10 protein-coding genes are annotated in these 14998 nt (G+C 44.0%); 2 read left to right on the plus strand and 8 right to left on the minus strand.

Features of this window, described 5'->3' with window-relative positions; translation table 11 throughout:
- Positions 1–468: 468 nt before the first annotated feature.
- The 5 genes from pfkB to K5609_RS11295 form a co-directional block, all read right to left on the minus strand.
- Positions 469–1386, minus strand: coding sequence for a 1-phosphofructokinase (gene pfkB / locus K5609_RS11275; protein ID WP_221073739.1), 918 nt, complete (start codon positions 1384–1386; stop codon positions 469–471).
- Positions 1387–1395: 9 nt separating this feature from the next.
- Positions 1396–3126, minus strand: a complete 1731-nt coding sequence (locus K5609_RS11280) for an alcohol dehydrogenase catalytic domain-containing protein (RefSeq protein WP_221073740.1) — start codon at positions 3124–3126, stop codon at positions 1396–1398.
- Between the two features lie 32 nt (positions 3127–3158).
- Positions 3159–5783, minus strand: coding sequence for a phosphoenolpyruvate--protein phosphotransferase (gene ptsP / locus K5609_RS11285; RefSeq protein ID WP_246611837.1), 2625 nt, complete (start codon positions 5781–5783; stop codon positions 3159–3161).
- Positions 5784–5916: 133 nt separating this feature from the next.
- A complete protein-coding gene (locus K5609_RS11290; RefSeq protein WP_221073742.1) occupies positions 5917–7317 on the minus strand; it encodes a PTS mannitol transporter subunit IIBC in 1401 nt (466 codons plus the stop codon).
- A gap of 12 nt (positions 7318–7329) precedes the next feature.
- Positions 7330–7830 (minus strand): PTS sugar transporter subunit IIA, encoded by a 501-nt coding sequence (locus tag K5609_RS11295; RefSeq protein ID WP_221073743.1) that lies wholly within the window; start codon positions 7828–7830, stop codon positions 7330–7332.
- 241 nt (positions 7831–8071) lie between these two features.
- On the opposite strand from K5609_RS11295, the gene K5609_RS11300 reads away from it, so the two are divergent.
- Positions 8072–8839, plus strand: coding sequence for a DeoR family transcriptional regulator (locus K5609_RS11300; protein WP_221073744.1), 768 nt, complete (start codon positions 8072–8074; stop codon positions 8837–8839).
- Positions 8840–8882: 43 nt separating this feature from the next.
- On the opposite strand, the gene K5609_RS11305 is transcribed toward K5609_RS11300, so the two are convergent.
- The 3 genes from K5609_RS11305 to K5609_RS11315 are packed head-to-tail and all read right to left on the minus strand — an operon-like array spanning position 8883 to position 14090.
- Positions 8883–11942 carry an efflux RND transporter permease subunit gene (locus K5609_RS11305; RefSeq protein WP_221073745.1) on the minus strand — a complete coding sequence of 1020 codons (3060 nt, stop codon included), beginning with the start codon at positions 11940–11942 and terminating at the stop codon, positions 8883–8885.
- Between the two features lie 2 nt (positions 11943–11944).
- On the minus strand, positions 11945–13009 hold the full coding sequence (locus K5609_RS11310) for an efflux RND transporter periplasmic adaptor subunit (protein WP_221073746.1): 1065 nt from the start codon (positions 13007–13009) through the stop codon (positions 11945–11947).
- 1 nt (position 13010) lies between these two features.
- The gene (locus K5609_RS11315) at positions 13011–14090 is read right to left on the minus strand and encodes an efflux RND transporter periplasmic adaptor subunit (protein ID WP_221073747.1); all 1080 of its coding nucleotides are present in this window, start codon (positions 14088–14090) and stop codon (positions 13011–13013) included.
- 165 nt (positions 14091–14255) lie between these two features.
- Between K5609_RS11315 and K5609_RS11320 the strand changes: the two genes are divergently transcribed.
- Positions 14256–14990 carry a TetR/AcrR family transcriptional regulator gene (locus K5609_RS11320; protein ID WP_221073748.1) on the plus strand — a complete coding sequence of 245 codons (735 nt, stop codon included), beginning with the start codon at positions 14256–14258 and terminating at the stop codon, positions 14988–14990.
- Positions 14991–14998: the final 8 nt, after the last annotated feature.

A 14998-nucleotide genomic window follows, 5' to 3' on the forward strand; every position in this document is an offset into this window, starting at 1 on the left:
AACCTACTGATAAATAAAGAGTGTATAAATACCCCTACAAAATTCAGTCTCGCTGCGCCAAACAAATTGGCAGCTAAATGTAGCTTTTGTAGTAAAAGTGACTAGGGAACTTAGTAGGTCTTATTAAACCGGCACTACATATAGGAGCCTTGAATTTATAACTACGCAATACCTGAGGCGCCAAGGACTAGGCTCGTTACTCTTAGCTTATGTTGATCAAGTATGCTTAGTTGTGGTTATGAAGTTTTAAAGCTAGAAACCTTCAATACCAATACCAATACCAAAGCAATCCATTTCTATGAAAGAAACCGATGGAAGATCGTAAGTGAAGAAACAGATGCTGATTTTGGCTTTGTTCGGGCGTACCTAGAAAAAGTAACAACAGTGGCTAAAGCTGTGCCCTAATAGTAAAAAAGGCCTGTGAAACAGGCCTTTTTAGATGTGAAAACCAGTGAGCTACAGCTAAGGCTAGTTTATTTCTTTTCTAAGTTGCTCTACTTGATCAAGTGAACCTAAATCAGTGCCCTGCCTGCTAGCGGATGCAGCGCCACAAGCCAAGCCATAAGGTAAAGCCTGAGCTAATGATTCACCTAAACTTAGGCGCCAAACCAACCCAGCCACCATAGAGTCTCCGGCCCCAATAGGGTTAGCTTCAACAATACTCGGGCTGGTAAACTCGGCACATTGCTGTTCATTTGCCATTAGCGCGCCTTTTTTACCTAGAGACACCACTAAGTTCTTAGGTCCCATGGCGAGTAAAGCTTGGGTCCAGCCTTGAGTTTGTTTTAACTCCTCGCTACTTAAACCCAATAGCTCTTGAGCTTCGTCAAGGTTAGGTTTAACTAAGCTTGGCTGAGCCAATATCCCTTCTCTCAGAGCCTCTCCACTGGTATCTAATACCGCATGTGCGCCAGCACTTTCAATCAGTGTAATAAGCTCTGCATAAAAGTTTGCTCTTACGCCCTTAGGTAAACTGCCACCCAATACCCACCAGTCACCTGCGTGGAGGTTTTGTTTAACTTGGTCGACTAAGCTTTTTAGCTCTTCTGGGCTAACTTCTGGGCCTGCTTCATTCACCTTAATATGTCGCTTATTCCCCGCTTCCACAACAGTAACGTTGGTACGCGTTTCGCCTGCTATTTGAGTAAATTGGCTTTTAATGTCCATTTTACTCAATTCGCTTGCTAGGCGTTGACCAGTAAAGCCACCAATAAAACCCATTGCGGTGCTTGTTACACCAAGGTTTTTAAGCATCCGAGATACATTAAAGCCCTTTCCACCGCAATCTAGGCGTGAGTGATTGGCACGACTTACACTATCAAAAGCAAACTCATCTATTTGCAGCTCTAAATCAGCAGCTGGATTTAGTGTTAATGTGTAAATCATCGTCATTCCTTATAAGAAAGCTTCGAACAAGGCTTTTTCGGCTGCAATGTTCCAGGTGTTACCTTTACCTAAAGCGTTTGCCACAGTAGGTAACTGTTCAGCTAGTTCATCTAACCCTAATAGCGGTAAATCTTCTAGCTGTGGGAAGATCAGGATCTTGCCTGGGTACTTAGCATCAATCATCGCTTCAATACCATCCTTAGCCACATTCATACCGCCAATAGCTGCTACACAAATGGCAGGAGCAATGTTACCCGCTACAGTGTTATCCATCACTACAGTTTGGTCTTCAATTGTTAAGCCTGACGTACCTGTGTATTGGGCATTACTAAGGTAAACAGAACTAAAGTCTACCGGTGCCAAGGTGCCATTAGGAACACCAGCAAACAATACCAACATGCCGTCATCTTTCATAAAGGTAGCTGACTCGGCCATGATATCGGCATTTGGTACACACACCACTACGTCGTCGGCTAACTTGCCTTTACTATGAGACTCTACAAATTCTGGCAGGCTCACTGGGTTGTTAATTGGGTTGTAAGTCACCAATTCACAGTTGTTGCTTTCGGTTAAGCTAGCAAAACGCGCTTCAATTTCAGCTAAACGCTGGTCGTTAATGTCGGTCACAATCACTTGACGAGGACCGTCTTTAAGCTCAATTGCGCGCTGAACATGCATTTGACCCATTGGGCCACCGGCACCAACAAAAACAGCAAAGCCATCTTTTCTTAAATCACAACGGTTACGCTGCTCACCGTACGAGTCGGCTACATCTACACCATTATTACCAATAAAGGCTACGTAGTCGTAATGTAAACGGCCAACATCGGCATTTACTAAACCATCTACTGGTTTCTTACCTACCATATTCATGGTGCCTCGACGGGCAACATGTTTAGCAATGCTCGTTAGTTCGTCGGCTGATTGTGGTGCTAGTACCACAATGTCATCAAAGCCTACGCCATCGGTAAACTCAGCAACTGCTTGTTCTAAGTTGCCGGCGTTAATGTCGTTGCGAATCAACACATTTTTAGCTTTGCTTTCTACCAAAAGACGAAAAGCTTCCGGTACGTTGCTAAGAATTACAGTGGCAGGTGCTTCTAAGCCTTTAGAAAAGCCATAAGCTATTTGGTCATCAGCTTGGCCAGTAATCCACATTACACCGCCTTGTTTTGGCTCTAAGCGACGACGCTGGGTATAAGACGCCCAAACACATCCCCAAGGCTCAAGTAAGGCTGCTTCAGCAAAACCTAGTTCGTCAGACACTTTGAGCAAACATGAACCTGTATCAGTTTCTAATACTTCTGGCCCAATTAAGTGATACTGAGTTAAGCCGCCAGGAACCGTGTAACCGTATGCGGTACTCTTACCATTTTGGTAAATATCTGGCTGCATCGCATAACGCTCACCCACTTTGTATTCACCGCTAAGGCCTTCACCCACTTTAACTACCGTGAGAGTAGCTTCATGGCCCAAACGCGTTGGTTCTTTGCGCAAATCTCGGTTGTACAGTTTAGGGTGCGAGCTACCTTGGTTAATTAACTTAACATCAGAAAAGCACAGGCCTACTGCGTCAACTCGCACTAGCAGTTGGTTATCTGCTGGTTCAGGTACATTGAATAATTCTGGCTGATTATCTTTACCAATATTTTCCACACCGGCGCCGTACATGTTCCAAGTGCTGGTGGTATTTGGTGTTGCTTGGTCTAGTTGTTGATATTTTTCGTATTGACTAGTCATCTTGATACCTACTCTTTATATTCTGTTTTCTACTAAATAAGATCATCATGGTTTTTGTACATCGCCATGACGGCTTCGGAGCTACACATTTGCAGGGCTTTTTCTGCTTTAGCCTGCAACTTGCTGTAAGACACCGAACGAATGATGTTTTTTACTGCCGGAACATTGGCTGGACTTACCGACAGCTCTTGAACCCCCATACCCACTAATAAGCAAGCTATGTTAGGGTCGGCAGCCATGTTGCCGCAAACCCCTACCCACTTACCGTTGGCAGTGGCTGCTTTAACGGTCATAGAAATTAACCGCAACAAACCTGGATGGTAGCTGTCAGCTTCACAGCACAACTCAGGGTTTAGTCTGTCCATCGCTAAGGTGTATTGGGTTAAATCGTTAGAACCGATAGAGAAGAAATCGACATGTTTAGCTAAGGTGTCGGCCACTAAAGCGGCAGATGGCACTTCAACCATAATGCCTAAGGGCAGTTCAGGTGCATTAAGTGACACACGAATCTTATCGGCCAGTTCTTTGGCTTTGGTCCATTCAGACATTTTGGCGATCATTGGGAACATAATGTGGATCCCTGATTTGCCAAATTGCTCTACTTGCCAAATTGCTGTGCGATAGATAGCTTCTAGTTGACGTTCAAACATGTCTTGGTGTTTAAACGATAAACGTACGCCACGAACCCCTAAAAACGGGTTATCTTCGTGCGGCATATCCATCCACGACACCGGTTTGTCACCACCAATATCCGCCGTTCTCACAACAAGTTGGCGATCGCCAAGCTCGTTCGCGATGCTTTTAAGTGCATCTATCTGTTGCTCGATGGAAGGTTCTTCGCTTGAAGCTTCAAACAAAAACTCGGTTCTAAGTAAGCCTGCGCCTTCTCCGCCATTTTCCAAGATACTTGGTGCATCTTTAGGTTTAGCGATGTTACAAACTACTTCAATATGGCGACCATCTTTAGTTACAGCAGGTTCATGTTGATGCTCTGCTTCGGCTAAACGCATTTGTAACCAAATATCGATGTTTTGGCTTGCTTGCTCTAGTGTTTCGCTACTAGGGTTAATCACTACGCTAGCACTTTGTGGATCGACCACTGCCATTTGTTGGTCAGCCACTTCGCACAACTTGCCAGCGCCAACACCAACCACTGCAGGAATACCCAAGCCTCGTGCAAGAATTGCCATATGACTGTTAGGACCACCTAACTCGGTAGCAATGGCTTTTACCGCTTTGCCCTCTAAGCCAGCAGTTTGCGAAGGTGAAAGATCTTTTGCCAACAAAATGAACTCTTCATCAGGAAAACTTAGTGTTTCAGCTGAGGTAAGAATCGCGATAACACGCTGGCTTACATCATTTAGATCGGCTATACGTGCCTTTAGTCGCTCGTCTTCAACTTTAGATAAAGCATCAATTTGTGATGTTAAGGCTTGTTGCCAAGACCAAGCAGCGCTATTGCCTTGCTCTATATATTGCAAACATTCTTGATTTATAGCTTCGTCGCTTAGTAACTGTTTTTGCGCTTTTAGAATAGCGGCTTCTTGTGGTGCTTTTTCTAACAGCTTGTTATGTAACTCGTCGCTTTGTTCAGCGGCTTTGCTTAGCGCTTCTTGCAGTGCTTGTTTTTCACTACTTTCGCCACTGCCTTGCTGCTCCACATTAATGTTTGAAGCACGCAATACAAATATAGGTGCAGCGGCAATACCTGGTGAGGCAGCCATGCCCTGCAATACCGCATCACCAGTGGCATTAGCTAAAGCCGGCAAACCGGCCAAAGGATTGAACTCGGCGTTTGCGTTGTCTTCTTCGTTATCGAGACCGGCTTTTATCATTTCGGCTAGTTGGTCAACGGCTTCTTCTGCATGTTCGCCTTCGGCTGAAACCACCACTGAATCGCCCAATTTTGCCCCCATGGCCAGTAACGCAGCCATGGACTTAGCATTAGCACTTTGCTCACCATTTCGAATGCGAATTTGAGTATTGGCAAAACTGGCCGCTTGTTCACTAAGCAAACTTGCAGGGCGTGCATGCATACCGGCTTCATCTACGATGAGCGCACTTTGGCAAATAGCAAAGTCGTCCTTAATAACTGTTTCTTTAGACGCAGCAGCGCCCAAAGCAGTAATGATTTGATGTTTGTCACTAGTCACGGCCAACTTGGCTGATAACTCTTGGTCCATCACCACGGTGGTTAAGGTTTGTAATAGGCTTAAATGATCTTCACCTTTCGCTGCGATGCCAACAACCAGCTTTACGCTGTCGCCATTGTCATTCCAAGTAATCCCCAGCGGGATTTGAACTATCACCACACCACTTTTGGCGACTAAAGATTTGGCTTCGTTCACTCCATGTGGAATAGCGACACTATTAATTAGGTAGGTGCTCACCTTTTGCTCTCTAGCTAGTAAAGCGTCGAAGTAGTCTGCGTTAACTAAACCAAGCGCTAACATTTGTTCAGATACAAAACGCAATACTTGCTCTTTGCTAGTAAAGCTTTGGTTTAAGTAGATTTGCTTGGGTTCTACAGTAAGCGAATCTGGCTCTTCATTAGCAGCGACTGGCTGCTCAATAGTGGCTGACTGCACCAATTCTGGTTGAGAGGCAACCTCTGTCTCTTTCTCACTGGAAGCGAATAAACTTTTAAAAAAGGACATGCTTATCTCGTTTTGTTGATTTAGCAAAGTACCTTGCCGCTTAGGCTGGGCAATTTGACGTAAATGGTTAGAAGATGCGGCCTACAGCGTTAAACTGCAGCGCTGTAGGCGCTTCCCAATGGATTACAAGAACTTAGGCTTTAAGGCTCGCCACTAATTTGTCGTAGAAGCTGGCGTCCATAAAGTTTCCAATACTTACATGACGAGCACTTGGTAACTTCTCTTTAGCTCTGGCAGATAACTCTTGTTGAGTAATCACAATGTCGGCATCGTGCAAATCGTTAATCGCCGAATTAGTCACATTGATATCTAAGCCTGCATCTTTAATCTTGCCTCTTAGCACTGTGGCGCCCATGGCTGATGAGCCCATACCCGCGTCACAAGCTACAACGATAGATTTCACTTCACCGTTTGCAGCTACAGAAGCGCTAGCACCAACAGGGATTTGACCTTTTGATTCAGCTTTGTTGGCATCAACCGCTGCTTGCGCTGCTTCTAAGTCATCAGTCTCTGATGCGTCTCGACGAATAATCACCGATGCCACCAAAAATGAAGTTGTCGCAGCTACAGCAATAGAACCAAGGGTTAAGATAATGCCCATACCACCAGTAGACATAAGCACTAAGGCAAATACCGAACCTGGAGATGGCGGACCTACTAATGCATTACCGGTAATCATATTGAAAGCAACTCCTGCCATACCACCAGCGATTACTGCGATGATTAAACGTGGTTTCATTAAGATGTATGGGAAGTAGATTTCGTGGATACCACCAAAGAAGTGGATAATAGATGCACCATACGCTGATTTTTGAGCAGTACCTTTACCTACAACCATGTAAGCAAGCAAAATGCCTAAACCAGGACCAGGGTTAGTTTCAATTAGATAAAAAATTGAAGCGCCAACTTCTGCAGATTGCTCGGCACCAAGTGGGGTAAATACGCCATGGTTAATCGCATTGTTTAAGAACAAGATCTTAGCCGGCTCTACAATAATAGAGACTAAGGGCAACAATGAGCGGTCAACGATCCAGCCAACACCATCACCTAAAGCAGTAGTAAGCACAGAAACCACCGGGCCAATAATCACATAGGCAACCATTGCCATGATCATGCCGATGATCCCCAGTGAGAAGTTGTTTACCAACATCTCAAAGCCCGGTTTAATTTTGCCATGTACCCAAGTATCAAACTTGGCGATAGCAAGACCACCCAGCGGACCCACTATCATCGCGCCCATAAACATGGGAATGTCGGTTCCCACAATAACACCCATGGTGGTCACGGCACCGGCAACCGCACCGCGATCTCCGCCAACAATTTTACCGCCGGTGTAACCAATCAGTAGAGGTAGTAAATACAAGATCATTGGTCCAACTAAAGCGGCCAAACTCTCGTTAGGTAACCACCCTGTTGGGATGAATAAAGCTGTAATTAAACCCCACGCGATAAATGCCCCGATATTTGGCATAACCATCGCACTCAAAAAACGTCCGATTGACTGAACGCCAACCTTTAGATTGTTCGCAGACATTAGTCTAACTCCTTATTCCTTTATGCTCGTAGTTGCTTTGAAATTTGACTCAAAGGCCAAATTCAAGCTGTCGAGTATTACTCGCTCTTCATTTGTTGTTAGCCATAGTTCTATCATCGAAGGATCTGTCATTAGTTGAGCAATCGACGAAAATACGTATGACTGAGACTCTCTAAGCTTTTTTAAATTTTCTTTTAGAGGTACAGCAAGCAAGAAGATGATGCGAACATCCTCATCCTCTTCATTCCAGTAAAACTCATCACTCTTTACTCGAACGAAACACAACACCGGTTCATTGATGTGTTGAGTAATTACGTGGGGAATAGCAATATGTTGTCCGGCAAATGTACTAACAATGTTCTCGCGTTTGTTTATGTCGTTATATAAGCCAATTGGGTCTGTGGTTTTGCGTAACAAAAACAGTTGGGCACATATGCTGTATAAAGCTTCGTCTTTAGACTCAGCTTCAAAGTCGAGCAATATGCTTTGTTTTGTTATCAGATCCTGATTCATTGTTATCCCTCGCATCACGTTAAGCCGAGTATAGAAAGTGAAATTTATGTGTCAAAGAAGGTGATTAGATTTGACGTCATATAACGATTGGCTTTAACAAAACGGCAACACCGCCTTTAATGTAATCATAAGCAGTCATAGGTAATCATTTGCAATCAAAAACTCTGTGATCGGGGTAAAAGTTTTCAAAACGCAATCAATTACAATCGTTTTTAATCACAAACTTCTCAAGAGTTTTCAAATGCCAGCCAAGCTTCGTCATAACAAGATTTTAGCCCACCTCCAAGAGAATACTGTGGCCAGCGTTCAACAATTGGTAGAGCTTTTAGACTGCTCCCCGGCTACGGTTCGTCGTGACATTATCGACTTGGATACTCAAGGTAAGTTAAAAAAGATACGTAATGGTGCAGAAAAGATACTTTCGCCGAATGTGGTTAGTTCACCGGGAATGGTAGGCTTTTACCCGAACATATCTGACTACGAAAATTACGAAGAATCTGACCGCATTGCGCGTAAAGCGGTAGACTTGTGTGAAGTAAGAGACAACATCTTTGTTGGTGAAGGACAAATACCATTCTTAATGGGCAAATACCTAACCGATACTCACGTACATGTTTACTCGAACTATTTGCCGCTACTCACCTATTTGATTTCACAAAGCTACCCTCACCTAGTTGTTTTGGGCGGACAATATATAAAAAGCCAAAGCTTGTTGGTGTCTCCCGATAACCATACTTCTTATCAGGGACGCTACTTAATCGTAAGTGGCGACGGCCTTACCGAAGCAGGTTTAACAAAATCTGCTTTATTAACCTTTATGGAAGAAAAGAAAATGCTGCAATATGCCGACAAAGTTGTAGCCATGGTATCGGCAGATAAGGTTGGCGTATTTGGTGGTTTGTCGCTGTTCAGCTTAGATGAGATAGATATAGTGATTACTGGAGAAAATGCTGACTCCAGCATGATAGAGCTACTTAGAACCAATAATATTCAAGTGTATTTGGTATAGACACAACAGGCAGAAAGAAGGGCGCTACATGCGCCCTTGTTACTTAAGCGTTACTGGGTTTGATTCCATAGAACAAGGCGTATAACACTGGAACGATGACTAAGGTCAATACAGTTGCGAAGCCTAGACCAAACATGATGGTTACCGCCATCGAGCCAAAGAAGGCATCAAACACTAAGGGTATCATGCCAAGAATCGTGGTTAAGGCGGCCATACTAACCGGCCTTACCCGGCTAATGGCACTGTCTACTACTGCTTGATATTGATCCTTGCCTGAGTGCGTCTCAATGTTAATTTGGTCCATCAGTACAATGCCGTTTTTAAGCACCATACCACTTAAACTCAACACGCCTAATAAAGCGGTAAAGCTAAATGCCGAGTTGGTAGCTAGCAAACCAACTGCTACACCAATTACAGCTAACGGCACTGTGAGCCAAATAACAATGGGTTGGCGAATCGAGTTAAACAAGAACACTGTAATGATGAACATAAATAAATAGCCCATCGGCAGCGAGCTAAACAGCGCTTGCTGTGCATCATTAGAAGATTCGTACTCCCCGCCCCACTCTAGTGAATAACCAACGGGCAATGGAATTGCTTCAACTTGCGGGCGTAAACGAGCAAATAAACTCGCGGCCGTTTCATCTCCCAAAATGTCGTGATCTGCCAATACGGTTAACGTACGTTTGCGGTCTTGACGTTGAATAAGTGGCTCAACCCAATCTAAGCTAATGTCATCAACCACTTGTTGAATTGGCACATAGGTTTGCAGCGCTGGGCTCCAAAGCTTGAGGTTTTGCACCGTTGAAAAATCAACCCGTTCTTCTTCAGGCAAGCGCACAACAATGGGTAGCATTTCTGTGCCATCTCTAAACAAGCCAATTGCACTGCCGCCAAAGGCCATTTGTAAGGTATCAGCCAAGTCTTGCTTAGAAATACCTAAACGACGCGCTTGAGACTCATTAAACTGCGGCAACAAGTCTTTAGTTCGCTCACGCCAATCATGGCGGATGTTTCGCGCACCAGGGTCTGCATTAAAGATATCTTCAACTTGGACGGCAACATCGCGCAATACTTGAGGATCGGAGCCAATAATTCGAGCTTCAATCTTAGAAGCAGGTGAAGGGCCAATCTCCATTAAGCGGAATTGAAAGCTCACTTGCCTAAAGGCATCACGTAAGTCGGTATCTAATACACGCATCAAATCAAGCATTTGTTCACGGTCAACAACCCTTACTTGCAGTTGGGCAAAGGCTTGATAGCTTTTTTCAGGGCTGTAGGTAAGACTAAAACGTTGCAAACCTTGGCCTGTTGTAGACGTAACAAATTCTACTTGTTCCTTGTCTAACAAGAAGTCTTCTACTTTTTGCACTTGCTTATAGGTGTCGCGAATGTCGGTACCCTCAGGCATCCACATGTCCACATAGAACATTGGCGTATTTGAAGGCGGGAAGAATGAATTCTTCACCAAGCTAAAGCCGTAGAATGCACCTGCCAACATCATTAGCATCACTACTACTGTTAGCATTTTAAAGCGCAAGCAGAACTTCAGTAATTTGCCAAATATTACAAACAATAGGCCTTTGTATGGGTCGTCGTTACTTTGCTGTTTTTCGCTGCTCTTAGATGACAACAATAGATTTGCCAAAAATGGCGTAAGTGTTATTGCGGTAATCCAACTTAAGAATAGTGAGAAACAAAGTACCCAAAACAACGAACCCATAAATTCACCCGTTGCATCGGGCGATAAGCCAATAGGCGCAAAGGCCACAATAGCAATTACCGTTGCGCCTAATAGCGGCCACTTAGTTTGCTCTACAATGTCTTTGGCAGCTTCTACTTTAGTTCTACCGCGTTGCATGCCAACTAAAATACCTTCTACTACCACAATCGCGTTGTCTACTAACATACCCAGAGCAATAATCAGCGCACCTAGTGAGATACGCTGTAACTCGATATCGTAGATACTCATTAAGATGAAGGTGCCCATCACGGTGAGAAGCAGCACCGCGCCAATAATCACTCCGCTGCGCAAGCCCATGGTAAACAACAGCACCAAAATCACGATACCCACCGCTTCGGCCAAACTAAGCACAAAACCGTTAACCGACTGCTCAACTTCTTTGGCTTGATTGTAAAGCGTGTGAATCTTAATCCCAGCAGGTTTAATGTTTTCAAGCTCGGCTAAACGCGCGTCTACGGCCTCTCCCACCTTAACCACGTTAACCCCAGAGGAAAACGAAATACCTAGGTTTAGTGCAGGTTCGCCATTGTAATTAAGCAAGTTACTGGGTACTTCCTGCACATCACGGGTAACGGTAGCTACGTCTTTTAAGCGAATAAGATTACCGGTATCGCGCCCATGAATAATTAGGTTTTCAAAGGTTTCGATAGAATTTAGTTCACCGGTTGGGCGCAATGTAAGCGTTTGGGAGTTAACAGTAACCTCACCTGCACTAATAACTGCATTTTGCTGGGCTAACAATCCAGCTACAGTGTTCATATCTAGGTTTAGCGCTGCCACTCGTTTAAGAGACATTTCTACAAACAATTGCTCTTGTTGGTCACCCGCTAAGCTAATTTTCCCAACGCCATCAACTACTTCTAGCTCACGTGTTAAGTAATCAACGTAACGCTTTAACTCTACGTAAGAATAGTTCTCGCCAGTAACCATTAACATTACGCCATAAACATCCCCAAAGTCGTCCATAACCTGAACGGGGTTTACACCTGGAGGTAACGAGGGCTCCAGATCATTTACTTTACGTCTTAATTCGTCCCATATTTGCGGCAGTTCATCAGGACCATAGTCCATCTTCATGCTCACCATAATTTGCGACAAACCAGCTGATGAGGTAGAAGTTACCTTATCTAAATAAGGTAACTGACGAATCGCCTTTTCTAGAGGATAGGTCAGCTCTTCTTCTACTTCTGTAGATGTAGCGCCAGGGTAAGAGGTAATAACCATGGCGTCTTTAACCGTAAAGGCAGGATCTTCCAAACGCCCAAGGTCTGCAAAAGACACTACGCCACCAACCGCCAGAATGACTAAAAACATCCAGCTTATAACTTTATTTTTTATAGAATATTCAGCAATAGTCACGCTTATTGCTCCTGAGATTTAGTGGTTACAGAAAGTCCATTTCTAAGCTTGGCTAAGCTTGAAATAATGATTTGGTCGCCTTGGCTTAAGCCTTCACTTACTAACACGCCTTTGGTATGTATTTGTGCTACTTGAACTTCAACCTTTTGGGCACGCCCTTCGGTCACTTTCCATACATAAAACTGTTGATCGTTATTGCCAGGATCTAATGCAGTCATAGGTAACAAGTATCCACTGCGCCCGACCAGGCCAGCCGCATCTAAATCAACATACATAGTGACAGAGGTTCCAGGCAAAATAGCTGGCTCGACTTGCGGCATGCTCATCCATACTTCAAAAGCCTGTGTTTCCGGATTAGGCTCTGAGGTATGTTCTAAAAATGTGATGGGATAAAGGGTATCGTTACCTGCGTATTTTGCTTTAGGTTGGTAATTATAGTTACGTTCCGTTGGGTCTATTTGAGCCAACAAATTATCAGGCAACTGTAAACGCACATACACCAAGTGATCTTGATAGATTGAAACCGCAGTTTCTCCCGGAGTTACATTTTCAAAAGATTGTTTTGGAACCTCTGCAATCAAGCCTTCAAAGGGAGCTCGCAGTTGGCTGTATTTAAGCTGAGCCTTAGCCAGTTGATAATCTACCCCCGCAAGCTGGTAATTAGCTTTAAGTACGTCGTACTCTTCTTGGGATAACAAACTTTTATCTACTAAGCCTTCAGCACGGTTTAACTGGCGTTCAGCAAGGCTAAAAGTTGCTTGTGCATCATCTACCTGCTGTTTCAACTTTCGATTATCCAGCTCTGCCAACAACTGGCCTTTTTGAACATGTTGACCTGGCTTGATTGACATATTGGTTAACTCACCGGCAATCCGAAAAGAAAGCGGCGTTAATTCAGCTGGCTCTACTCGTGCATTAAATTCTCGCTCTGGCTGAGCAGCTGATTCATTTATGTTAATGGTAAGCACAGACAAGGGTTTTTCGCTTACGGTCTCTGCTGGTTCACTACACGCGCTAAGCAAACTAGTAAGTGTTAAAGCTAGCAAGGTATGAGTTTTAAATAACATCTTAAATCCCTCCTTCACGTTGCCATGGTCGAATAATTTGACCGGCGCTTAAGGATTTAGCGCCTGCAACTACTATGCTATCTCCAGCTACTAATCCGCTGATAACCAGCCCTTGTTGATTAAGTTGAACATCCACAGCTTCTACTCGCATGGTTTCTGGAACAACTCGCCACACTTGGGCTTGCTGCTCATCAATTTGGATGAAAGCACCTTTAGGTAAGGCTAAACCATTATCGGTTTCAGACTCATTACGTACATAAACCGCGCCAGACATTCCAGGTAAGATGTTTAGGTGCTCTGGCCTTATGATGGTTAAGGTAACGGTATAACTATTGGTATCTGGATCAGGTTGAGTGGAGATTTCTTTAAAACGTGCAGGCAACTCTACACCCTTAAAGTTACCAAGGGTGACCCACAGTTTGGCTTCACGTAACTCAGCTAAGTTCAAACGTTCGGTTATGGTTACTGGTAAATTGAAGACCAAATCTAGCTGCTCATCCCCCAACAAACTTAATACTGGCTGCTTGGCACCAGCAAACTGGTATTGCTTAGCGTAAGTCAGTGATACAACCCCGGAGAATGGCGCATGAAGTTTGGTGTAGGCTAAATCAGTGGCCGCTTGGTCTAAATTAGCTTGTGCTTCTGTGTAGGCAGTAAGAACTTGATCGTAGTTATCCTCGGAAATCAGCTTCTTAGCAAATAACTGCTCCGATCTTGTACGACGAGCTTTTTCCAAATCAAATTGAGCTTTACGCGCATCAACAGCCAATTGAAAATCATGAGGATCAAGAGCGGCAAGTAAATCCCCTTTATTTACAAACTGCCCCATTCTTACGTTCAATTGCTGTATTTCACCTGATACTTGAAAGGCCAATTGAGCTCGGCTTGTTGCTTGAACCTGCGCTACGAAGTTGTAGTCAACAGCGTTGAACGTTTCTGGCACTTCCAATAACTTCACGGGTTTTACAATTTCAGTAACTGGCTCTGAATGAGCGGGTCCGCAAGCTTGCAATACCAGCATCATCAGGCCCACAAAACTAAGTCGCTGCCAAACGGCCTTGTTTGTTAAATTTGTTCTCATTAGTTGCTCCAGTTGAACAAACAGCCATATATACTTTCCTGGCGGAAAGTATATTGATCACTTGCTTGCCGATCAAGCTTTACTTTCCACATGGAAAGTAAAATTCATGATAGACTACGCTTAGTTTAAAAAGCACTGTAAATTCGAGTTAAGTAATTATAGAAGATGACTGAAAAACGCACCGGACGACAAAGCGCCAAAGTAGCAGAAGAAACCCGCACTAAGATTTTAATCGCAGCCGCAGATCTTTTTGCCAGTAAAGGCTATGCCGTTGTATCACTGCGCGCGATTAGTGAACAAGCTGGTGTGTCTCATACCCTCATCCGCCATCATTTCGGCTCTAAGCTACAGATTTGGCAGCATATATGTGACTGCATGCACCAGCAATTTTTAGCCTACGTAAACTTATTGGTTGCTGAGCAAGAACATGGCCTTTCTTGTCGTCATCAGTTGTTTGATTTGCTAATTAAGATCTTAGCTGCACTGCAAGTCGACCCTCAGCCGGTTAGGCTGCTTAACGATGCAGTAAATAACGAACAAGAATTGTTTGAGTATTTCTTAGAAGAAGATGATCAAGTAAGAAAGATTCTTGAAGACCTTGTGATTGAATGCCACAAGCAAGGATATGTAAAACACTTCAACATTGGCGAACTAAAATGGTTACTAACCATTTTTGCCACCTCCTCTTCAACCTTAGCGCCATTACTAGCTAAACCCTATCCGGGCGAAACCGAAGAGTTTTGCCAATTAAAAAGCTGGCAAATGTTTAGCCGCTTACTGGCTAGCCAACTCGATATTGATGAAAAAGATATACCAAAACCGGAGAGACTAAGTGATTTAGTCATTGATGGTTCACCCTGCCCATTTAAAGCTCAGCGACAAGCCATGGAAATGGCTTAAGATTACCA

This window comes from Agarivorans aestuarii, assembly GCF_019670125.1.
Classification (GTDB): domain Bacteria; phylum Pseudomonadota; class Gammaproteobacteria; order Enterobacterales; family Celerinatantimonadaceae; genus Agarivorans; species Agarivorans aestuarii.

Bases quoted from the DNA above. Each gene is read 5' to 3' on its own strand.
- K5609_RS11300 (WP_221073744.1), top strand. From the start codon at position 8,072: ATGCCAGCCAAGCTTCGTCATAACAAGATTTTAGCCCACCTCCAAGAG.
- pfkB (WP_221073739.1), bottom strand. From the start codon at position 1,386: ATGATTTACACATTAACACTAAATCCAGCTGCTGATTTAGAGCTGCAA.
- K5609_RS11280 (WP_221073740.1), bottom strand. From the start codon at position 3,126: ATGACTAGTCAATACGAAAAATATCAACAACTAGACCAAGCAACACCA.
- K5609_RS11315 (WP_221073747.1), bottom strand. From the start codon at position 14,090: ATGAGAACAAATTTAACAAACAAGGCCGTTTGGCAGCGACTTAGTTTT.
- K5609_RS11320 (WP_221073748.1), top strand. From the start codon at position 14,256: ATGACTGAAAAACGCACCGGACGACAAAGCGCCAAAGTAGCAGAAGAA.
- K5609_RS11310 (WP_221073746.1), bottom strand. From the start codon at position 13,009: ATGTTATTTAAAACTCATACCTTGCTAGCTTTAACACTTACTAGTTTG.
- ptsP (WP_246611837.1), bottom strand. From the start codon at position 5,783: ATGTCCTTTTTTAAAAGTTTATTCGCTTCCAGTGAGAAAGAGACAGAG.
- K5609_RS11290 (WP_221073742.1), bottom strand. From the start codon at position 7,317: ATGTCTGCGAACAATCTAAAGGTTGGCGTTCAGTCAATCGGACGTTTT.
- K5609_RS11295 (WP_221073743.1), bottom strand. From the start codon at position 7,830: ATGAATCAGGATCTGATAACAAAACAAAGCATATTGCTCGACTTTGAA.